Source organism: Halostagnicola sp. A-GB9-2 (genome assembly GCF_030068615.1).
Taxonomy (GTDB): domain Archaea; phylum Halobacteriota; class Halobacteria; order Halobacteriales; family Natrialbaceae; genus Halostagnicola.
Genome location: NZ_JASJOC010000002.1, coordinates 13,836 through 33,082 on the forward strand (window position 1 = coordinate 13,836; position 19,247 = coordinate 33,082).

The following is a 19,247-nucleotide window of genomic DNA, read 5'->3' on the forward strand; positions in this document are numbered from 1 at the left end:
TTAGTAGACGTATGCGATCACCTGCCCTCCAATCCCCTTCTCGCGTGCCTCGTAGTGGCTCATAATGCCACTGCTCGTCGTGACGACGAGCGTCCCGAAGTCTCGAGCCGGGAGGAATCGTTTCTCCCATTTCTCGAAGCCATCGGCACCGACGGCGTAGCGGGGTTTGACGGGCCCACATTCGTTGATCGCTCCTTTCAGTTCGACTTCGAACGTTCCGGCTTTTCCATCGTCGACGAGATCGAATCCGTCGATGTACCCGCGGTCGTAGAAGACCTCGAGTACGCTGCCGATTTCGTTCGAGGCGGGCTGTACCTCGTGGCTCAGGTGCCCGACATCTTCTGCGTTGTCGAGCCCCGAAAGCGCGTTACTGAGCGGGTTATTCCCTGTCATCTGTACTTCTTGAATCCCATGTCGCGGGCGATTTCTCGGAAGCACTGCCGGCACAGGTTGATGTCGTACTTGCCGACGAGTCCCTGCTTTCGACCGCAGCGCTGACAGGCCTCGATCTGGCCCGTGCGCTTTTCGGCGTGTTCGCCCGTTCGTTCGTTTTCACTTTCACTCATCTGTGGACTCCTCCACGTCGACGTCGAAGTTCGACTCGAGGTACGCGATGGCGTCCTCGGGCGTCAGTCGGTGACTCGATGGAATCTGCTGGGTCGCCTTGTCGCGTTTCGAGACGCGGTAGCCTGGTCGGACCAGGTTGACGGTGACGTCCAGCCCGTAGATCCCGATGCTCGGGTCGTACTCCTGGCTCGGGAACTCGGTGTGCTCTTCGACACCGAAACTGAAGTTCCCCGTATTGTCGAACTGGTTCGCCGAGAGATCGGCGAGTTTCAGTGCCGTCTCGAGGAACTCAGCCGCGTCGTCGTCACGAAGGGTAACCTTCGTGCCGATCGGTTCTCCCTCGCGGATACCGAATTCGGGTTCGGTCTTCTTGGCTTGGGTACGAACGCTTTTCTGGCTGGTAACTTCCTCGATGATGTCTTCAGCTTTCCCGAGGTCGCGACCACCACGGCCGACGCCCATGTGGACGACGACTTTTTCGACGCGCGGTTTGCGCATCTCGTGGAACTCAGCGTTGCTGGCTTCGCTCATTCATCATCACCCGTGAATTTCTCGTCGATGACGAAGACGTACTCTTCGACGGTTTCGAACAGTTCGTCGTCGGTCTCGACTGTCACGATGTTCGATCCGCTTCCTTGCGTGACTTCGATCTCCTCGATCGTGCCGATCTTGCCGGCGTGGTTGCCGCGAACGGCGGTCACGAGTTCGCCCTCTTCGTACGGGAAGTGAGCGACGATCGATTTGTCTTCGTTGTCGATGACGACCGAGTCCTTCGCACTGTACTCGTCGTCGACGATGATGTTCGTTCCGTCGTGAAGCGTCAACTGGGTATCGCCGCCAGTGACTTGCTGTTTGCCGTCGATTTTACCGAGGCGGCTGTCGGCCGCGTCGGCGTCGATCGGCGTCAGCGCGAGTCGGCCGCCCTCGTCGGGGAAGATGCGGTAGTATTCCTCAAGGTCGGGGAACGCGACGATGTCGAACATCCCGATGGGACGCTGTTCGTCGTTGATTGCGTCTCCGTTGATGAGGATCGAGTCCTCCGAGAGTGCGTAGCGCGCTTCTTTCTTGGAGTCGACGTAGCCGAGAACGTCCCGCAGGAGAACGACGAGCGGAACGCCTGCTTCACCGTGCGGGCCGGCGCCGGCCTTGACGGTGAACGTCTCGGTCTTGCGCTCGACGGGCCAAGATTTCGGTACCGAGAGTCGTTTCTGATGGTTGCTCATGCAGTCTCACCTTCCAGGCGTGCCTCGCGTCGGTCGTCCTCGAGATCGAGGTTCGTGATTCGAACGTTCGAGGGCTCGAGCGGTCGCGGCACTTCTTCGCCGTCTGCCGTCTCGATCGTCACGTCCTCGACGTGGATAACCTGCTCCGTGAGGTCGACCGTCAGCACTTCACCCTCCTCTCCGGCGTGATCGCCGCGCATGACTTCGACCGTGTCGCCCGCGTTGACGCGGGTGCGACGCGTGTCGTACTCATCGCGAAGATCGTCCGAGAGAGTGGCGTGAATTTGCTTCTGTCGCTGGTGAAGCGGGGCACGCGCAGTTTCGTTTCGCTGTTTGTGTGGTTGCTTACTCATTGTCTATACGATCATCGTTGCCGTGCTGGCGATTGCTCCGAAGCGCTCTGCGACTTCGCGGGCGATCGGGCCCTTGATTTCCGTGCCGCGTGGCTCTTCGTTCTCGTCGATGATGACTGCCGCATTGTCCTCGAACTTCAGCCGCGTGCCGTCCGGTCGGCGGATCGATTTCCGCTGACGAACGACGACGGCTTCGAGGACCTGACGGCGCATTTCCGGGGTACCCTTTGTGACCGAAACGGTCACCTTGTCACCGATTCCCGCCTTCGGCTGGCGGCTCTTGGTGCCGTGGTAGCCCGAAACGCTGATGATCTTGAGTTCGCGTGCGCCGGTGTTGTCGGCACACGTGACCAGCGACCCCTTCTTGAGTCCCTGGGTGACGTCGGCTTTCATTGCCTCCATCATTGATCACCGTCGGTTTCGTCTTCCTCGTCTGCGTCCGCCGAAACGTCCTCGGCCGAGAGCTCCCGTTCAGGTTCGCTCTGACGGGTCAACTCGGCGAGGTCTTCGGCGGTCGCTTCTTCGGTTACTTCGACGACCACGTGCGATTTCGTCTTCGACAGTGGTCGGGTCTCTGCGATCTTGACCGTGTCACCGACCGAGAGCGGCTCGAGCACGCCCGGCACGTGTGCCGGAATGCGCGAGCGACGTTTCATCTGACGGTCGTACTTCGGAACCGTCACGTCGTACTCTCGCTCGACGACTACGGACTTGTCCATGTCCGTCGAGACGACCGTTCCCTCGAGGATCTGTCCTCGAACGGAAAGCTCGCCGTAGAACGGACACTTCTCGTAGTCGTATTCCTCCGGGTTTTCTGGTTCCGGAGGTGTTGTTACGTCTAGTCCTATTGCCATGGTGAATCACCTGACGTTTCTGTTCGTCGGGCGGGTCGTGAGAGCAGCCGCGATCCATCGACCGTAACGTAGGCTACATCCTCGCCGGCGGCGTCGCGGCGGTCCCCTACGGGATCCTCGCGACGACAGCTAACGGTGGAACCGTTAGCTCGGTCCTCGTCGGTCGACGAGGGTTGAGTGTCGGCCAGTTTGGACGCAGTCCCCGAGGACTTCTCGTCCTCGGCGGCTTCATCTGTGATCGCGAACTCGAACACCGAGCCCGATTTCGGCACCATCACCACTCGAGACTCTCCGTCCTCGTGCTCGACGGTCGAACCGTCTCGCCATCGCTCCGCTTCCGGCGGAACGCAGACCTCTATCGAGAGCGTGTTCGTCGTCTCGACGACGACGCGGCCCTCGAGTCCCTCCCGTCCGTCGTCGTCACTTTCGACGACGCGGACCGGAAGTCCGTTGAGTTCGTGTCGCGGGAGTGTCTCTGGTGTGAGTGCCATCTGTATACTGTTTATTCGGCGTCTGTGTCTTCGTCTTCGAAGTCGCCTTCTTCTTGCTGAATCGTCTTGATCCGCGCGATGGTACGGCCCAGTTCGCCGATGCGACCTGGATTTTCCGGTGCACCACCGGCTGCGAGGACGGACTTCTGGTTGAGAAGCTCGGTCTCGAGTTCCTCGAGTTCGGCTTCTCGTTCAGCAGCCGTCATGTCGCGGATCTCCGCAACGTGGAGGATCGCCATCAGGAATCACCCTCGTCGGCGTCCTCGTCGTCCGCTGCTTCCATTTCGTCGAGTAGCTCCTCGGCTTCGGCTTCGACGTCTTCCTCGAGTTCATCGAGCTCTTCCTCGATGTCCTCGACGGAGTCGTCGTCTGCCTCGGCGTCGGCGTCCTCAGACTCGACTTCTTCTTCGATGACCTCCTCGACGACTTCTTCGTCGAGGTCGGGCTCGTCCGCGTCGGCGTCGGTGTCCGCCTCAGCATCGCCGTCCTCCTCGTCGGCCTCTGCAGTTTCGTCTTCTTCGGGCTCGGCCTCGAGCAGTTCTTCGACGCCTTCGTTCGCTTCGACGGCGTCGGGAACGACCTCCTCGGGATCCATATCGTCGTAGATCTGGAAGTCGTCGGGGAGCTCGGCTCCCGGCGGGATGATCTTGACGTCCACGCCGATGGTGCCGAGTTTCATGACCGCGACGCCCTGTCCGTGGTCGACGACCTCTTCGGCGGGTTCGCCGTTGTGTTTGATGTAGCCGCGGTTGAACTTCTCAACGCGCGAGCGTGCACCGGTAACCTTCCCGGAGAGGACGATTTCGGCACCGAGCGCGCCGGCTTCCATGATCCGGTCGATCGTCGTGTGACCGGCCTTTCGGAAGTACCAACCGCGTTCGAGTGCGTTCGAAAGTCGGTCGGCAACGATTCGGGCGTTCAGGTCGGGTTCTTCGACCTCCTGAACGTCGATCTGTGGGTCCTCGAGGTTGAACCGGTCCTCGAGTGCCGTCGTCACTTTCCGAATGTTCTCGCCACCTTTGCCGATGACCATTCCTGGTTTCTCCGCTTTGAGAACGATCTGCGTTCCCATCGGCGTCTTGGCGACGTCCATACCACCGTAGCCTGCACGACCGAGCTCTTCTTCGAAGAACTCGTCAATCTGGGATCGTTGTAGGCCGTTTTCGATGAATTGGTGTTCGTCTGCCATTTAGTTGTCACCTCCCTCATCAGCGGCGTCAGCTTCTTCGACGACGATTTCGACGTCGACCTGCGGCGTGTTCCACGCCGAGGCACGTCCCATCGCTCGAGGTTTCCGACCAACGGATTCGCCGACCTTGTGGGCGGCGACGTGGGCGATCTCCATCGATTGACCGTCGAATCCCTGATGCTCTGCGTTCGAGGAAACGTTCTCGAGGAGATCGAGAAATGCCTCGCTGACTTTCTCCGGATAGCGGCCGGCGTCCCAGCCGTCGATATCCGATCGGTGACCGACGCCGCTGTTGTGTGAGCGGAACGGAACCGATTGGTTCTCGTCGATGACGTCCTGGAGGTACGCCTGTGCGTTCTCAACGGTTCGACCCTTGAGTTCGCGTGCGACCTCCTTGCTGTGCTTGTGGCTCATGTGACGCTCCCGGAGCATCGCTTTCGCGGTGGCGTCTGGGTCGGCGTCGACTGAGTAATTGATTCCCATGCGTTGATCACTTCAGTGGGACGAACTTCGACGAGCGAGTTGCACCGATACCGGCCTGTCCGTGTTCGACGGACGTCCGGGTCAACTGGAACTCGCCGAGATAGTGTCCGATCATCTCGGGCTCGACGCGCACGCGCTCGAAGGACTGACCGGTGTACACGGCAAACGTCAGTCCGACGAACTCCGGAAGAATCGGCATGTTCCGAAGGTGCGTGCGAATCGGATTGTTCGCAGTCGTCTCCTCGTCTTTTTCGCGGGCTTTCTCGAGCAGCTTCTGCTGTTCGACCGAAAGACCGCGTTCGATACTTCGCCGCTTGCGAGCGGGGAGCAGTTCCACGACGTCCTCGAGTTCCATCTCCTGCAGTTCCTCGAGCGTGTGACCGCGGTAGGTGAACTCACCTTCACGGCCGGTTCGGTAATCAGAACTCATTTGTCACCACCTCGGCCGGTACGGCGCGAGGAAATGTCTCCCACCTTCCGTCCTGGCGGTGCGTCGCGAGAGACGGACTTGGGCTTGCCGGGGTGCTGGCGGCCACCGCCACCGAAGGGGTGGTCGATCGCGTTCATCGCAACACCGCGGACGCGGGGCCACTTCGTGCCCCGGGCCTTCATCTTGTGATACTTGTTCCCTGCCTTGACGAACGGCTTTTCCGTTCGACCGCCGCCGGCGACGACGCCGACGGTTGCACGGCACTGCGGGTCGAGGCGTTTGACCTCGCCGCTGGGGAGTTGAACGACCGCGGCGTCGCGGTCGTGGGTGATCAGGTCCGCGTTGACGCCGGAGGACCGGGCGAACTTGCCGCCGTCGCCCTGGTTCGCTTCGACGTTACAGATCGGGACACCTTCGGGGATCTCCGCCAGCGGGAGCGTGTTCCCGGGCTTGATCTCCGCGGAGATGCCGACCTGAATTTCGTCGCCGACCGTGACTCCCTCGGGAGCGAGGATGAGTCGCTGGTCTCCGTCTTCGAACTCGACGGCGACGACCGGAGCCGAGCGGGCTGGATCGTGCTCGATGTCGACGATCGTTCCGCGAACGACGTCGCTGTCCTCCGGTTTCTTGTGTTCGAGCTTTGCCTTGTATCGATGTGACGGGGCGCGGAACGTCGGCGTACCGCGTCCACGTCGCTGTCCGAGAATGCGTCGTCCCATTCTCAGAACACCCCGATTCTCGAGGCGACTTCCTGCGCGTCGTCGTCCTCGGAGAGTTTGACGGTTGCTTTCTTGTTCCCGTTCATCGTTACCTGCGTGTTGACGTCAGTGACACCGACGTCGAAGCGCTCTTCGACGACATCCGCGATCTCCGGTTTGGTGGCGTCGACGTCGACGACGAACTGGAGCTTGTTCTCGAAGTCCATGTCGTTCATCGCCTTCTCGGTGACGAGCGGGTAGTCGATGATCGAACTCATCGGTCTGCCACCTCCTCGAGTGCGCTTTCGGTCCAGATCGTCAGTCGACCCGGCTGGGTGCCCGGCGCGAGATCCTCCGCGTTGACTTCGGCGGCGGTCGCGACGTCGGCACCAGCGAGGTTGCGAGCGGCCCGCGATGGACCGGTCTCGCTCGAGGTGACGAAGAGGATCGATGTCGGCGTCTTGTACTTTCGGCCACGGGTCGTCCCGCGGCCGGACCGGACGTTCCGACCCTCGTCGGCGCGCTCGATATCGGCGTCGACACCGACCTCCTCGAGGAAGGAGACGACCTCCTTCGTTTTGACGAGGTCTTCGAAATCGTCGCTGACGACCAGCGGAATTTCGGTGTCGTCGTCGAACTCGTGGCCACGGTCGGCGACGAGTTCGGCGTCGGTCGTCGCAGCGATCGCGCTGCGGACGGCCAGTTTCTTTTCTTTCGTATTGATCGATTCAGTCTGATCTTTCTCGGCTTTCGGCGGGTGTGCCTTTCGTCCCTTGACAGCCTGTGGAACGCGGCGAGCGCGTCCGTTCTGTCGTGGAACGTGGGCCATGCCTCGGCCACTACCGAACGATTCCGCAGGCGTTCGCATGCCCGCGAACTCGTCGGCGCCGTAGTCCTGTTTTCGATTGGCCTGTGACGTGCGGACGGCACGGGCGATCAGGTCCGGGCGGAACTGCGTGTCGAAGACCGCCGGGAGCTCGATTTCCCCTGCGTCTGCACCGTCCAGGTCGCGTACTGTTGCCTGCATGGGTTATCCCTGGTTTGATGCGGTGGAGACGTACCGAACCTCGGGATCGAGGCGCGGCTGGTCTCCGGGTCGGATCGCCGGGCGGAAGCGTACGAGACGCTTGTTCGGCCCGGGGAGCGAGCCCTTGATCAGCGCGTGCGGCCCGTCGACTTCGCCGTAGTTGACGAAGCCGCCGTCGACCGTCGCGTCTGCGCCGTCGCCGATGTCGACGAGGCGTTTGTTCAGTTCGGTTCGCTGGTGGTAGCCTGTCTGTCCCTGCTGTGGAACCGTCGAGCGAACGCGGCTCGGGTTCCACGGACCGAGGTTACCGATGCGGCGGCGCCATCCCTGACGGGCGTGTTTGCCCTTTCGCTTCTGGACGCCCCAGCGTTTGACAGGACCCTGGGTCCCTTTCCCTTTCGTGACGCCGCTTGCGTCGACGTACTCGCCGGCACGGAAGACATCGTTCAGGACGTGTTCGCCGCCGTCGGCGACCACGTCAAGCGCGAAGTCGACGCGTTCCTCGACGGAACCGCCGCCGACGCGCGTCTCCATGACGTCCGGCTTCTTCTTGGGGATCGACTGCAGAGATCCGGGTACTGTGTGGGTGATGACGCGGATGTCGTGGACGCGACCCTGTTCGAGCAGGTCGCGAAGCTTGGCCTCCTCGGCCTCGACATCGTAGTCATCCCCGGGAAGGTCCAGAACGCGATCGAGATCGTCGTCGAACTCGTCGGTCCAGACCTCGGTTATCGGCTTGATACCATACGGTGTGTCTTCGTACGCACGCAGAGCAACGGCGCGCATTGGCGGCGTCTCCACGATGGTAACGGGAACGGTCGTCTCCATTCCCTCGGTCGTCGAGTTAGCGGCGTCGTCGACCATTACCACGTGGGTCATGCCGGCCTTGTAGCCCGCGAAGCCCTGGAGCGTTGGCTGTCCATCGTCGTCCGGCCACGAGTTGAATCGTGGGACCTCGCTGGTCGCACGCTGTCGTGGACCGAACCCGAGTGAGCCTTTGCGTGGTGCGTTTGGTTGTGGCATTCTATCACGCTCTCAATGTGAGGGGAGCGAGCGTGGCGAACAGAGCCTCCTCCGTTCTCACCACGCCGCTTCCCTGGTTCGGAACCGTATTGAGCCAGAGGTCGAACCCCGGATCGCCGTTGGGTTCGACGTCTGCGTCGTCCTCCGCATCGAGCCGTTTAACACCGTCTTTCTGAACGGCGTCGGCGTCGATGCCGAGGATTGCCGGCAGCCCTCTTTCGGGCGCACCGAACGCGACGGTGAGACCGTCTCGTTCGATCCGTCCGGCCAGCGTCTCGAGTTTCCCCACGGTGAGCGGTTCACCGAACCGGGAAGCTGCGATTCGGACGCCAGCGTCCTCACGGCTGAGGGCCGCCGAAAGGTCCGTTTCCTCAATCGATAGCCCCTGCGTGGGCTTGTCGACGATTTTCGCACGGACCGGTCGTCGCGAAGAGATCCTGACTGTCACGCGCTCTCCCTGCTCGAGTGCCATATCCGACGGCACGTTGAGAGAGATCGGGTGTTGCAGACCGCAATTGACCCGGACGCGTTGATCAGGTCCGACCTCGGTCACGATTCCTTGTCTTTTCGACCCCGAATCGTCGGATTCGGAGCCGGTCTGTGACGTGGCGCGGAGCGGCGGTAAGACACCCACGTACTCCAGTTCGTCCCGTTTGCCCCAGATCTCCTTTCGAAGATGCGGAGGCGTCGTGGCGTACCGCAGTACGGTGCTTACGAATCCGCCGTCGAGATCGCCCCGTTCGCCGTCCCGATCTGGGTAGACGATTAGGCGATCGGCCCGATAGATCGTCGCCGCGCGGGCAACGTATCCGAGTTTGCGAGTAGCCTCGCGTTTGTCCTCGGCTTCTCGAGCGAGTGACGACGGCACGAGTACGCTTGTGGTCATACCGTGACGCTTCGGCGCCTCGTCACTAGACTGTAGCGATATTTCCCGACGGGATCTTAAAAGGGTAGCGGAATCTCTTTCCGGCTGTGAACCTCTCACAGTATCGAATTCGTGCGTATCAGACACATGCATAGTTCCGTTGCATAACGTGTCCGAAATTTTGACTTACTGCGGGCAAATATGCGGGTTTCGAAGGGAGTGGCGCTCGAGCGAGTGAAATCGCCGCCCTCGTGTGATTGTCTCTCGATATCGGATCAATTCGCAACCCTTATACACCTCTCCAGATGTATTTAGAAGTGTAGCAGGGCGTTGGTAGTGTAGTGGTATCACGTGACCTTGCCATGGTCACAACCTGGGTTCAAATCCCAGCCAACGCATCTTTCTCCGAACAATTACGTGAGGAGAAAGATCTCTCTGGAATTTGAATCAGAGAGTGAAACGAACGAAGTGAGTGGAACGACCGTGGTTCAAATCCCAGCCAACGCATTTTCCAAACTCACTTTCCACGAGCATTGCGTAGCAATTCGAGTATTCGAGTTTGGAAAAATCCATCTGGATTTGAATTATACTGAGGTTCTGCGAGCGTCGCGAGCAGGTTCTCAGGAGTAGTTCAAATCCCAGTCAACGCTCTTTTATCGCGAACAAACTCGTGAGCGACAACAGTAGTCCGGATTGAAGCGGGTATTGATCGATCATTGCGGGGTCGTTCGTCTCAACACGTCCCAGTAATCCGCTCGAGAGCCTCGGGATCATCGACCGGCCCATCCGGCCCGACGGGTTGCTCGAGGTAGTAGATCGTCAGTACCTCGATCTCGTGATCCGAACGATCACAGAGGTACTCGAGTACGGGTTCGTACTGGCTCTCGTCGGCGTGGCTCATATCCGTCCCGTAGCGTTTCCAGAGCGTCGTCGGGAACGTTTCGGCGGGGTTCGGCGGGCGATCCAGCGTGGCTTCGCCGCCGTGAGTAAGATCGATCGTCTTCCCGGACTCGAGTTTGGCTTCGGCGACGTAGCCACTCGAAGCATCCGGCGGGTTCGGGGCGAAGAACGTCCAGCCGACGTCACCCATGTCTTCTTCTAGTTCCGGAGCGGGCGAGTCGACCAGACCGACCTGAGCAGTCTGCCAAAACACCAACGTGAGGAGCACGACGACGAGCAATCCGGATGCACAAAGTCCCCCGATTCGGCGGGTCGCGGACGGAACCGTAATCGCCGGAATCGAACGTGACTTGAGCGGGGAACCGCGGGGACGGCTGGCCCGGATGCTGGTTTCGATGCGCTCGAGCGCGTCTCGAGCCCGACTGCGTTCGATCGACTCCCAGATCTCCGGCGGGAGGAACAACAGCAATCCGGTTATCAGCACGAAAGGGAACACACCGAGACGCATCGTTGCGGCCATTCCAAGGTGGGTGCAGACGAACGCGACAACGACTGCGCTTCTGAGTTTTCCGCTACACAGGACGAGAAGCGGAGCGGCCGACAGCGTCGCGATCCAGAGCCAGTTGACTGCGGTTAGGACCGTCGAGAGATCCGAGAGAGATGGACCGAGCAGAACGACGAACTGCTCGAGATGCATGGTTCGCCGGACGGCGATTCCGTTCATCCAAGCCTCGCTCTGGAACTTGAAAACCGCGTTCGTCGCGTAGATGAGGACGATGTGGGCGAGAATTGTAACCGTCGCAACGGAGACGACTTGTGCCGCGTCGCCGGTCACCCCGTCTTCTGTTTCACCAGGCCCTGCTCGTTCTGGGTCGCCGGTGACTTCTCGAGACCGTCTTCGAGCGGTTCTTCGGGCATCGATCGACCACCGGGTACCAAGCGGGAGGAACAGACCGAGAAACAGAAACGAGGTCAGGATGGTGTCGCCGCCGTTGAGAACGTATGGATTCCGGGCCTGAAGCGAGGCGAGGAGGACGAACGAAACAAACGTTGCGAGGCGAGTTCGGTAGCCGAGAGACAGGGAGACGGCGAAGAGTCCGGCGACCGCGAACAGAACCGCCTGCACCCACATCGATCCTGATAGCGCGTGGATTGACGCCGATGCAAACGCCGGATACACCTCAGCGAGCGCGGATCGTGGAAGGACGCCTGCATCGGTGTAGAACGGTACGGTTCCCGGGACTCGGAGGAGAAGCAGATCGAGGAGGATGACGATACCGAGGGCGATTCGGAACGCGGCGAGGGCTCGAGGGTCGATTCCGAGTCGCGATCCGATCACCGAACGGACGCTCGAGGAATCACCTGAACTGCTGGAATCCCGGCCCGGTGCGGGAGAAGGATCGTCGGTCATGCAACGAGTTCAATCGCTTTCGGGGTTGTCAACCCCTCTATAAGTGTTTTCCCCTCCGGCGATCGGAACCGATCGGCGCGGGATATAACTGCCGACGACGAGAACGGTCTCGTATGCAGGTCGCTATTCTCACGATCGGTGACGAACTGCTCGCCGGGCAAACGACGAATACGAACGCGTCGTGGCTGGGCTCGCAGATCACCGACCGCGGCGGCTCCGTCCGCCGGATTCTGACGATCCCCGACGATCGGGAACTCATCGCGGAGACCGTCTCACGGTGGAGCGAGACGTTCGATGCCGTCGTCGTTACCGGGGGTCTCGGCGGGACGCCGGACGACGTCACGATCGAGGCGGTCGCGGCCGGTCTCGAGCGCGACCTCGTGGTCTTTCCCGACGTTCGAGAACAGATCCTCGAGAAGGGACGCGAACTGCGGGCGGAACGACCGGAGTTCTTCGAGGAGTACGACCTCGAGTTCGACGTCGACGCCGCGGCCTCGCTTCCCGATGGTGCCAGATCGATCGTCACGGATGCCGGCTGGTCGCCGGGCTGTGTGATCGAGAACGTCTACGTCTTCGCCGGGATCCCTGACGAAATGAAGGCCATGTTCGATGTCGTCGAAACCGAGTTCTCCGGCGACATCGTTTCGCAGACCGTGTTCACGCCTGCCCCCGAAGGGTCCCTTCGGGCGGTTCTCGAGGGGGTGGGCGAACAGTTCGACGTCTCGGTCGGCAGTTATCCTCAGAGTGAGGACCGATTAGGACGACTTCGGATTACCGGAACTGACGAGGCCACCGTCGAGGATGCGACGGCGTGGATCCGAGAACGGGTCGAGACGGGTCAACCACCCGACTCGAAGTAAGCTCGGATTCGGCGGATGGCGGACCGAGTCAACGAAGATCCTTGCTGACTATTTTATACAGCGTGTGCGTACGGTGGCAAACGAATGTTCCCCGAAACCCTCGAAACCGAGCGCCTCGAGTTCAGAAAACTCACTCGAGAAACGATCGACCCGCTCGAACTGTACGAGTACCGAAACCCTGACAGCGGATTCGACGAGGTTGCGACCCATTTGACCGACGAGGTTCATCACACCCCAGAGGAGTCCCGGCAGTATCTCCTCGAGTCAGCGGAACAGTGGGATGAGCGTACGCGCGCGAACTGGGCGATGTATCCGGCCGCCGAGGAACCGAACGCCGGTGAGTTCGCGGGTGTTGCCAGCCTGATCCCGCTCTGGGAGAAACGAACTGCTCGGCTCGGCGTCTGGCTCCGGAAGCCGTTCTGGGGTCGTGGCTACTCGGGTGAACGAGCCGCCGCGTTAATCGAGCTCGCGTTCGAGGAGCTCGATCTCGAGATGGTTTCGGCGGGGTATCTGGCTGGAAACGAGAACTCGAAACGAGCGATCGAGAAGTACGTCGACCGCTTCGACGGCGAGTACGATGGGATCCTCCGTAACTGGGTTCCTATCGGTGATTCGGTTCGCGACCTCCACCGCTACACAATTACTCGAGAGCAGTATCGCGAGTCGCGACGTTTCTCGGACTCGAAGTGAGATGACCGGGCTACCGGAGTTGTCTATCTGTCACTCGAGCGGCCGGGAAACGAGTTCGCCCCAATGGTCGAACCCGTATCGCTCGTAGAAGGCCTGGGCGCGGTCATTAGCCCGATCGACGTCGAGGACGACGCGCTCGAGGGGGAGGTCCTGTTCGGAAAGAACCTCGAGCGCGCGTTCCATGAGTCGGTCGGCAACACCAGTTCCTCGGTGTGGCTCGGCGACGAAGAGTTCGTTCACGACGCCGGCATCCCAGATGAGCGAGAGCGACTCTGGCAGGACGAATATGTAGCCGACGAGGCGTTCGCCTCCGTCGGTCGTTCGACCGGCAGTCGCGTTCCGTTCGGCAACCAGGATGGATTGGGCTGCTTCTTCGGTACAGCGTTCGGCCCACTCGAGATACCGAGTTCGGTACTCGCCTGTCAATTTCTGCTCGTAGATCTCGGCTTTCTGTTCGCCCCCAGTATCAGTTCCCAGTCCGAGTTCGAACTGGCGCTTGAGCCGCCAGAGGCCGTCGCGGTCCGTCTCGAGGTCGGCGGAGCGAATCTCGATCGACATGCCGGAGAATTGAAATCGAGCCGTGTGGCTCTATCGATTGGCGATGGCGCGTGTCGACCCAAAATTCGGAAATCGTCCGATTTTAGCCTTTTCGGTACGTGCAGGTGACACGCATATCGTACAGTTCGTTGAAGACTCAGCTTTCATCAAAAACGGCAGATGATTCATCAAAATTATTTTTCACGAGTAACAATACGTCGACATGCTCGATTTTCTCTGGAGTATCCTCGGGTTCGTGGTGGTTGTGCTCGGTACTATTTTCATCCATGAACTAGGACATTATATGACTGGACGGTGGGTGGTTGGCATTCCCTCAGCGGATATCAAACTCGTCATGACGGAGTTTCCTCAGCACGTCGCATTGTGTGACGATGACGAGTGGGTTGGGCCGGACGAATTCGAACGGTACAGCGAACTGTACGAGGGACACGACCCTGAATATGAACATCTCGAAGTCTACATCGGTGCCGGAGAACTTGTCCAGACCCTTGGTGTCGTCGCGATCGCAGCCGTTCTCGTTAGTCTTGGATTGCACAGCGCGGCTGCATCTATCGTCCTCATTTCGCTTCTCATGACCGGGGTGTATCTCGCTTGGGATGTTTCTTTGGCAGTATATAGCGGACAGCCAGTAGGGGATTACTCGGCACTCTGGCTAGCAACACCGCTCGCTGCTGTTGCGGTATTGGTAGGATTTCTCATTCCGCATGTGGTGATGTATCTGTGGATATAGTTATTTAGGATCGATGTTCGCACCTGTAGTAAACGGCTGATACGTTCGACGTGGCATCCGCTCAGTCTGAAGGTCGGGGCATCTCCTTGCCCTCCGTAACCGAAACAATGGTTGTCGGTTCGAACGGTGATTTGGAAAAACGAACTGTCGTTGCCGTTCAGGCAATCTGGTCTTCGTACTCCTCGTCCGTCAGCAACGCCTCGAGTTCGTCCTCCTCCGCAGGCTCGATCTCGAGCATCCATCCGTCGCCGAACGGATCGTCGTTGACGAGTTCTGGCGTGTCGAAGAGGTCCTCGTTGACCGCGACTACCTCGCCGCTGACGGGCGCGTAGAGGTCCGAGACGGCTTTGATCGACTCGATGACGCCGAACTCCTCGTCTCGAACGACGTCGTCTCCTTCGTCGGGGAGTTCGACGAAGACAACGTCGCCCAGTTCGTCCTGTGCGAAGTCCGTGATGCCGACGCGGACGACGCCGTCTGTCTCGAGTGTCCATTCGTGCGATTCTTGATACCGTCTGTCTGCTGGGATGTCGAAGCTCATTATACTGTGTCGATAAACGGAATCGTTTCGACTCTTGCTTTCTTGGACTGTCCGCGGACAACGACTCTGAGCGTCGTGCCCGGATCCGCGTACTCGACCGGAACGTAGCCGAGCCCGATCGGCGACTCGAGGGTTGGACTCATGGTCCCGCTCGTCACCGTCCCGATAACGCGGCTGTCTGTGTTGGTGATGTCGTAGCCGTGTCTCGGGACGCCGCGGTCGATCAGCTTGATGCCGACGAGTTTCTCCTCGACGCCTTCTTCGTGGACTCGCTCGAGTGCGTCCCGACCGACGAAGTCGGTCTCGAGCTTAACCGCAAACCCGATGCGAGCTTCGTAGGGGTTTCGAGGATTGGACTCGCGGTCAAAATCCTGCCCGGCGAGGAGGAAGCCGGCTTCGATCCGGAGTGTATCGCGAGCGCCGAGTCCGCACGGTTTACAGTCGAACGCCGACCAGACCGTTTCCGCGTCGTTCCACGGGACGACGAATTCGAATCCGTCCTCCCCCGTGTACCCGGTTCGGGCGGTCCAACACTCGACGCCGGCGATCGTCGCGTACCGCGCTTCGAACCGAGAGAGATCCGCGATCGATTCCTCGACGACGTCGCCGAGGAGACTGGCCGCGTTCGGCCCTTGAACGGCGAACATCGCGTACTCGTCGGTCATGTTGTCGACCGTCGCCTCGAGATCCCACTCGTTTCGGTGGGTGATCCAGCGCTCGTGCATCGCCTCGTCGGTACCGGCGTTCGGAACGAACAGGTACGTCGCCGTCCCGTCCTCGTCGGGGAGCCGATAAATCACCGTGTCGTCGATGATCGTGCCGTCCTCGTCGGTGATCGCCGCGTACTGGGAGTCGCCGACCTCGAGTGCCGCCACGTCGTTCGAGGTGAGTCGCTGCATGAGCCGGGTCGAATCCGGGCCGGTAACGTGAATCTCGCCCATGTGCGAGACGTCGAACTTTCCGGCGTCCTCTCGGACCGCGACGTGTTCGTCGCGGATCGACTCGAACTCGACGGGCATATCCCAGCCGCCGAACTCGGTAAACTTCGCTCCGTAGTCGTCGTGGACCCCACGTAACGGCGGCGTCTGAAGCGGCATAATCGACTGGACACCCCCGGGATAGTAATGTCTTTTCGTCGCTGTGGGCGAAGCAGCTCGATTCCGGTTGGCGATCGCCGATCGATTCGACGGTAGTCCGTCGAACTGCACTGTCGATCGACTGCCGAACCACACGATAAGCCGTCTGCCGAACCGCACCGCACGGTCCGGGTTCGGCTCCCTATCCGGAACCGGAGAGGGGATTCTCGAGGAGTACGGCTTTAGGGATGGACGAAGCACTTCTCGTATGGACATTCGAGATCAGTTGCGGGGCATCACCTGTCCGATGATCACCCCCTTCGCCGACGGGACCGTCGATACCGGTGCAGTAACCGATCTGATCGACCACCTCGAGGCGGGATCGATTGACGCGCTATTTCCGGCCGGGACGACGGGCGAGTTCGCGAGCTTGTCGCCCGACGAACGGCGACTGCTCGTCGAACATACCGTCGAACGGGCCTCGGTTCCCGTCGTCGCGGGCGCGTCAGCGACGGATGTCGAATCCGCGGTCGAAGCGATCGACGTCGCTTCCGCCGCTGGAGCCGACGCAGCAGTGCTCACGCCGCCGTACTTTCATACGGCGAACGCACCGCAGGGAAACCAGCGATTCTTCGAGACCGTCGCCGATCGGTCGTCGCTTCCACTGCTTCTGTACAACATTCCCGCCTGTACCGGCCGGGAGATTGCCCCGGAAACCGTCGTTTCCCTGGCTGACCACGACCGAATACTCGGGCTCAAAGACTCGAGTGGCGATCTCGAGTACTTTCTTACGGTGCTTGACCGAACTCCGGAGGAGTTCCTCATGCTTCAGGGGTACGACTCGCTTCTCGTCCCGGCGATGCGGATGGGCGCAGACGGCGGTGTCAACGCGCTCTCGAACGTGCTCCCGAACGTCTACGATAGCGCATTAACACGCAAACACGACGAGCGCGGCCGAGCGCTTCAGAAGAACGCAATTAGCCCGCTGTTCGAATCGTGCAAGGAGTTCGGATTCGCGCCGGCGACGAAAACCGCACTCTCCTATCGGGGAGTTATTCAATCAGATCGGGTCCGACCACCGCTGGTGGCCGTCGAAGACGATGGCACGAGACGGATCGTTACCTCCGTCGATCAGGCACTCGAGGAATTTTCGGACTGATAGGATCGGTGATCGGGAACCGATCACGAACCGGTATTGCCGAAAAATGCTCTCACCGTTACATCCGGTTGACCCCGAAACTCACTGGTTCCAGCGTTAACACCTTCAAAATAGAAAGATTCTTTCATAGTATCTCTCCTCTTGTACTGTATCAAATGTCCCGAAGAGAAGACATTGAGAGAGTGTTAGCTTCCTGCGAGAACTGCGACTCAGTGTATGCGGCACGACAGTGGCCGGATGGAGACATCCAGATCATCGGTCAGGACGGCTGTAGTTGCGGAACCAGTACGTTCGAAGTCGTCGAGCAGACCGATGTGCTCGACGATCCCGACGAGTTCGATACGGCTGCCGGAACGGGTGCCGAATAAGGGTTCATATCGGTACAGGACGAGTTTGTATCCTGGCTTAGTTTCGCGATCGCGAACCGGTTGATTCTGGGGGTGACCAGTGAATTCGGTAACCGTTCGTTCTCGAGAACCGTACGAATTGCCGATCGCATGCCTCGACAATCGTGCCTATGGGCAATCGCCTCTATCAGCGACTACGGCTACGGACAATCGCCCTCAGCTGTAACTTCCCATTGACTGTCACGAGGAACCACCACCGCCGGGCATCGAAACGGCCGTCGGTCCCGATCCTTTCGTCACACCTATTTCGCGACCCCCGCTACGGAGTAGTATCGATGTCCATCTTCGACCGCGTTCGCTCTCGTCTCGAGTCTTCGTCCGATCCCCCTTCTGACTCGCCGCCCAGCGTCGGACTCTTCGTCGACGGACCGAACGTGCTTCGCGACGAATTTGATGTCGATCTAGACGACGTCCGGGACGAGGCACTCGAGTACGGACGCGTCGGGATCACCAGGCTCTATCTCGACGAACATGCGACACCGGGATTGATTCAGGCCGCGGAGGCCCGCGGCTACGAGGTCATTATCACGAGCGGCGATGTGGACGTCAAACTCGCCGTCGATGCGACCGCTTTTAGCGCCGACGAAACCATCGACACCCTCGTCATCGCCTCGCGGGACACGGATTTCAAGCCGGTACTCGAGTACGCGGGCACGGCCGGCATCCACACCGTCGCAATTGCGCCGGGGAGTCACGGTCGCTCCGACGCCCTTCGGAACGCGGCCGACGAGGGGGTTACGCTGGCGGAGTAACGACGAAGGGTGTCAGCGAACGGAAAAACAGATCTGGGAGAAAAACGATCGAGCGTGTTTCTTGCCTTGCGGAGGGACAGACTACCCGAACTTGCCCGTGATGTAGTCCTCGACGCGCTGGCTCTCCGGGTTGTTAAAGATCTTGTTCGTCTCGTCGAACTCCACGAGTCGACCGCCGGTCAGGAACACGGCCGTCTTGTCCGAAATCCGGGCGGCCTGTTGCATGTTGTGGGTGACGATAACGACGGTGTACTCCTGAGAGAGTTCCTCGACGAGATCCTCGATCTTCGAGGTCGCGACGGGGTCGAGTGCGCTCGCCGGCTCGTCCATCAGGATGACTTCGGGGTCGGGCGCGATCGCGCGGGCGATACAGAGTCGCTGTTGTTGGCCGCCCGAGAGATCGAGCCCCGAGGAATCAAGCTGATCCTTTACCTCGTCCCAGAGTGCGGCTCGCTCGAGAGCCTGCTGGACCTGTTCGTCGACGTTGTCCTCCTGATCCTGGACGCGAAGGCCGTAGGCGACGTTGTCGAAGATACTTTTCGGGAACGGGTTCGGCTTCTGGAAGACCATTCCGATCTTTCGACGGAGTGCAACGGGATCGACGTCGTCGTCGTAGACGTTCTTCCCGTGGAAGTAGAGATCGCCCTCGACGCGAGCGACGTCGATCAGATCGTTCATCCGGTTGATCGATCGCAGGAACGTCGACTTTCCACAGCCCGAGGGCCCAATGAGCGCCGTTACCTGCCGTTCGGGAATATCCATGTCGATCTCGTCGAGGGCCTGTTCGTCGCCGTAAAAGACCTCGAGGTCCCGAGACTGGATTACGGCCTCGTCGCCCCACGCGTCCTCGAGCGTCTCGCTCGTGGTCGTTTCTGCCGGGGGAGAATCGTCGATTTGGTGCTTCGAGACCGTCTCAGGTCCGCCGCTGTTTGCCGTCATACGGGTTACTTGATTGTCGGC

At 60.3% G+C, this 19,247-nt stretch carries 28 protein-coding genes and 1 tRNA gene; 7 read left to right on the plus strand and 22 right to left on the minus strand.

Annotated elements, in window-relative coordinates:
• The 17 genes from QNM96_RS05435 to QNM96_RS05515 are packed head-to-tail and all read right to left on the minus strand — an operon-like array spanning nucleotide 1 to nucleotide 9,224.
• Nucleotides 1-393: a 30S ribosomal protein S8 gene (locus QNM96_RS05435; RefSeq protein ID WP_283835009.1), complete on the minus strand. Its 393-nt coding sequence runs from the start codon at nucleotides 391-393 to the stop codon at nucleotides 1-3.
• The gene (locus tag QNM96_RS05440) at nucleotides 390-566 is read right to left on the minus strand and encodes a 30S ribosomal protein S14 (RefSeq protein WP_283835010.1); all 177 of its coding nucleotides are present in this window, start codon (nucleotides 564-566) and stop codon (nucleotides 390-392) included. The genes QNM96_RS05435 and QNM96_RS05440 overlap by 4 nt, the downstream gene beginning before the upstream one ends.
• Nucleotides 559-1,098: a 50S ribosomal protein L5 gene (locus QNM96_RS05445; RefSeq protein WP_283835011.1), complete on the minus strand. Its 540-nt coding sequence runs from the start codon at nucleotides 1,096-1,098 to the stop codon at nucleotides 559-561. The genes QNM96_RS05440 and QNM96_RS05445 overlap by 8 nt, the downstream gene beginning before the upstream one ends.
• Nucleotides 1,095-1,790, minus strand: coding sequence for a 30S ribosomal protein S4e (locus tag QNM96_RS05450; protein WP_283835013.1), 696 nt, complete (start codon nucleotides 1,788-1,790; stop codon nucleotides 1,095-1,097). The genes QNM96_RS05445 and QNM96_RS05450 overlap by 4 nt, the downstream gene beginning before the upstream one ends.
• Entirely contained in the window at nucleotides 1,787-2,143 is a 357-nt protein-coding gene (rplX, locus tag QNM96_RS05455) for a 50S ribosomal protein L24 (RefSeq protein ID WP_283835014.1), read from the minus strand. The genes QNM96_RS05450 and rplX overlap by 4 nt, the downstream gene beginning before the upstream one ends.
• Before the next feature lie 3 nt (nucleotides 2,144-2,146).
• Complete coding sequence (locus tag QNM96_RS05460; RefSeq protein ID WP_049953233.1) at nucleotides 2,147-2,545, minus strand: 50S ribosomal protein L14; 399 nt, start codon at nucleotides 2,543-2,545, stop codon at nucleotides 2,147-2,149.
• The gene (locus tag QNM96_RS05465) at nucleotides 2,545-2,997 is read right to left on the minus strand and encodes a 30S ribosomal protein S17 (RefSeq protein WP_283835015.1); all 453 of its coding nucleotides are present in this window, start codon (nucleotides 2,995-2,997) and stop codon (nucleotides 2,545-2,547) included. The genes QNM96_RS05460 and QNM96_RS05465 overlap by 1 nt, the downstream gene beginning before the upstream one ends.
• On the minus strand, nucleotides 2,988-3,488 hold the full coding sequence (locus tag QNM96_RS05470) for a ribonuclease P protein subunit (RefSeq protein ID WP_283835016.1): 501 nt from the start codon (nucleotides 3,486-3,488) through the stop codon (nucleotides 2,988-2,990). Before QNM96_RS05470 ends, QNM96_RS05465 begins: the two co-directional genes overlap by 10 nt.
• A gap of 11 nt (nucleotides 3,489-3,499) precedes the next feature.
• The gene (gene rpmC / locus QNM96_RS05475; RefSeq protein ID WP_283835017.1) at nucleotides 3,500-3,727 is read right to left on the minus strand and encodes a 50S ribosomal protein L29; all 228 of its coding nucleotides are present in this window, start codon (nucleotides 3,725-3,727) and stop codon (nucleotides 3,500-3,502) included.
• Nucleotides 3,727-4,677, minus strand: a complete 951-nt coding sequence (locus tag QNM96_RS05480) for a 30S ribosomal protein S3 (protein WP_283835018.1) — start codon at nucleotides 4,675-4,677, stop codon at nucleotides 3,727-3,729. The genes rpmC and QNM96_RS05480 overlap by 1 nt, the downstream gene beginning before the upstream one ends.
• Nucleotides 4,678-5,160 carry a 50S ribosomal protein L22 gene (locus tag QNM96_RS05485; RefSeq protein ID WP_283835019.1) on the minus strand — a complete coding sequence of 161 codons (483 nt, stop codon included), beginning with the start codon at nucleotides 5,158-5,160 and terminating at the stop codon, nucleotides 4,678-4,680.
• A 7-nt stretch (nucleotides 5,161-5,167) separates the two neighbouring features.
• Nucleotides 5,168-5,590 (minus strand): 30S ribosomal protein S19, encoded by a 423-nt coding sequence (locus tag QNM96_RS05490; RefSeq protein ID WP_283835020.1) that lies wholly within the window; start codon nucleotides 5,588-5,590, stop codon nucleotides 5,168-5,170.
• Nucleotides 5,587-6,309, minus strand: a complete 723-nt coding sequence (locus QNM96_RS05495; RefSeq protein ID WP_283835021.1) for a 50S ribosomal protein L2 — start codon at nucleotides 6,307-6,309, stop codon at nucleotides 5,587-5,589. The genes QNM96_RS05490 and QNM96_RS05495 overlap by 4 nt, the downstream gene beginning before the upstream one ends.
• Before the next feature lie 2 nt (nucleotides 6,310-6,311).
• Nucleotides 6,312-6,566, minus strand: coding sequence for a 50S ribosomal protein L23 (locus QNM96_RS05500; RefSeq protein WP_283835022.1), 255 nt, complete (start codon nucleotides 6,564-6,566; stop codon nucleotides 6,312-6,314).
• Entirely contained in the window at nucleotides 6,563-7,315 is a 753-nt protein-coding gene (gene rpl4p, locus QNM96_RS05505; RefSeq protein ID WP_283835023.1) for a 50S ribosomal protein L4, read from the minus strand. Before rpl4p ends, QNM96_RS05500 begins: the two co-directional genes overlap by 4 nt.
• A 3-nt stretch (nucleotides 7,316-7,318) precedes the next feature.
• Nucleotides 7,319-8,338, minus strand: a complete 1,020-nt coding sequence (locus QNM96_RS05510; protein WP_283835024.1) for a 50S ribosomal protein L3 — start codon at nucleotides 8,336-8,338, stop codon at nucleotides 7,319-7,321.
• Nucleotides 8,339-8,342: 4 nt separating this feature from the next.
• Entirely contained in the window at nucleotides 8,343-9,224 is an 882-nt protein-coding gene (locus QNM96_RS05515) for an RNA methyltransferase (RefSeq protein WP_283835025.1), read from the minus strand.
• Between the two features lie 306 nt (nucleotides 9,225-9,530).
• Between QNM96_RS05515 and QNM96_RS05520 the strand changes: the two genes are divergently transcribed.
• Nucleotides 9,531-9,601 (plus strand) — tRNA-Gly (locus QNM96_RS05520).
• A gap of 335 nt (nucleotides 9,602-9,936) precedes the next feature.
• Here QNM96_RS05520 and QNM96_RS05525 read toward each other — a convergent pair.
• The gene (locus QNM96_RS05525) at nucleotides 9,937-11,514 is read right to left on the minus strand and encodes an HTTM domain-containing protein (RefSeq protein WP_283835026.1); all 1,578 of its coding nucleotides are present in this window, start codon (nucleotides 11,512-11,514) and stop codon (nucleotides 9,937-9,939) included.
• Between the two features lie 113 nt (nucleotides 11,515-11,627).
• Here QNM96_RS05525 and QNM96_RS05530 point away from each other — a divergent pair, with 113 nt between their 5' ends.
• Nucleotides 11,628-12,374 (plus strand): molybdopterin-binding protein, encoded by a 747-nt coding sequence (locus QNM96_RS05530; protein ID WP_283835027.1) that lies wholly within the window; start codon nucleotides 11,628-11,630, stop codon nucleotides 12,372-12,374.
• A gap of 84 nt (nucleotides 12,375-12,458) precedes the next feature.
• Complete coding sequence (locus QNM96_RS05535; protein WP_283835028.1) at nucleotides 12,459-13,064, plus strand: GNAT family N-acetyltransferase; 606 nt, start codon at nucleotides 12,459-12,461, stop codon at nucleotides 13,062-13,064.
• A gap of 30 nt (nucleotides 13,065-13,094) precedes the next feature.
• Here the strand turns inward: QNM96_RS05535 and QNM96_RS05540 are convergent, their stop codons facing one another.
• Nucleotides 13,095-13,622 (minus strand): GNAT family N-acetyltransferase, encoded by a 528-nt coding sequence (locus QNM96_RS05540; protein ID WP_283835029.1) that lies wholly within the window; start codon nucleotides 13,620-13,622, stop codon nucleotides 13,095-13,097.
• Between the two features lie 202 nt (nucleotides 13,623-13,824).
• Here QNM96_RS05540 and QNM96_RS05545 point away from each other — a divergent pair, with 202 nt between their 5' ends.
• A complete protein-coding gene (locus tag QNM96_RS05545; protein ID WP_283835031.1) occupies nucleotides 13,825-14,352 on the plus strand; it encodes a hypothetical protein in 528 nt (175 codons plus the stop codon).
• A gap of 157 nt (nucleotides 14,353-14,509) precedes the next feature.
• Here the strand turns inward: QNM96_RS05545 and gcvH are convergent, their stop codons facing one another.
• On the minus strand, nucleotides 14,510-14,893 hold the full coding sequence (gene gcvH / locus QNM96_RS05550) for a glycine cleavage system protein GcvH (RefSeq protein ID WP_283835032.1): 384 nt from the start codon (nucleotides 14,891-14,893) through the stop codon (nucleotides 14,510-14,512).
• Nucleotides 14,893-15,990 (minus strand): glycine cleavage system aminomethyltransferase GcvT, encoded by a 1,098-nt coding sequence (gene gcvT / locus QNM96_RS05555; protein WP_283835033.1) that lies wholly within the window; start codon nucleotides 15,988-15,990, stop codon nucleotides 14,893-14,895. The genes gcvH and gcvT overlap by 1 nt, the downstream gene beginning before the upstream one ends.
• Nucleotides 15,991-16,237: 247 nt before the next feature.
• Here gcvT and QNM96_RS05560 point away from each other — a divergent pair, with 247 nt between their 5' ends.
• The 3 genes from QNM96_RS05560 (at nucleotide 16,238) to QNM96_RS05570 (ending at nucleotide 18,287) form a co-directional block, all read left to right on the plus strand.
• Nucleotides 16,238-17,128, plus strand: a complete 891-nt coding sequence (locus QNM96_RS05560) for a dihydrodipicolinate synthase family protein (protein WP_283835034.1) — start codon at nucleotides 16,238-16,240, stop codon at nucleotides 17,126-17,128.
• 212 nt (nucleotides 17,129-17,340) lie between these two features.
• Nucleotides 17,341-17,496, plus strand: coding sequence for a hypothetical protein (locus tag QNM96_RS05565; protein ID WP_345782524.1), 156 nt, complete (start codon nucleotides 17,341-17,343; stop codon nucleotides 17,494-17,496).
• 320 nt (nucleotides 17,497-17,816) lie between these two features.
• Nucleotides 17,817-18,287 (plus strand): NYN domain-containing protein, encoded by a 471-nt coding sequence (locus tag QNM96_RS05570; RefSeq protein WP_283835640.1) that lies wholly within the window; start codon nucleotides 17,817-17,819, stop codon nucleotides 18,285-18,287.
• A gap of 81 nt (nucleotides 18,288-18,368) precedes the next feature.
• On the opposite strand, the gene pstB is transcribed toward QNM96_RS05570, so the two are convergent.
• Nucleotides 18,369-19,226, minus strand: a complete 858-nt coding sequence (pstB, locus tag QNM96_RS05575) for a phosphate ABC transporter ATP-binding protein PstB (RefSeq protein ID WP_283835036.1) — start codon at nucleotides 19,224-19,226, stop codon at nucleotides 18,369-18,371.
• Between the last annotated feature and the right edge of the window lie 21 nt (nucleotides 19,227-19,247).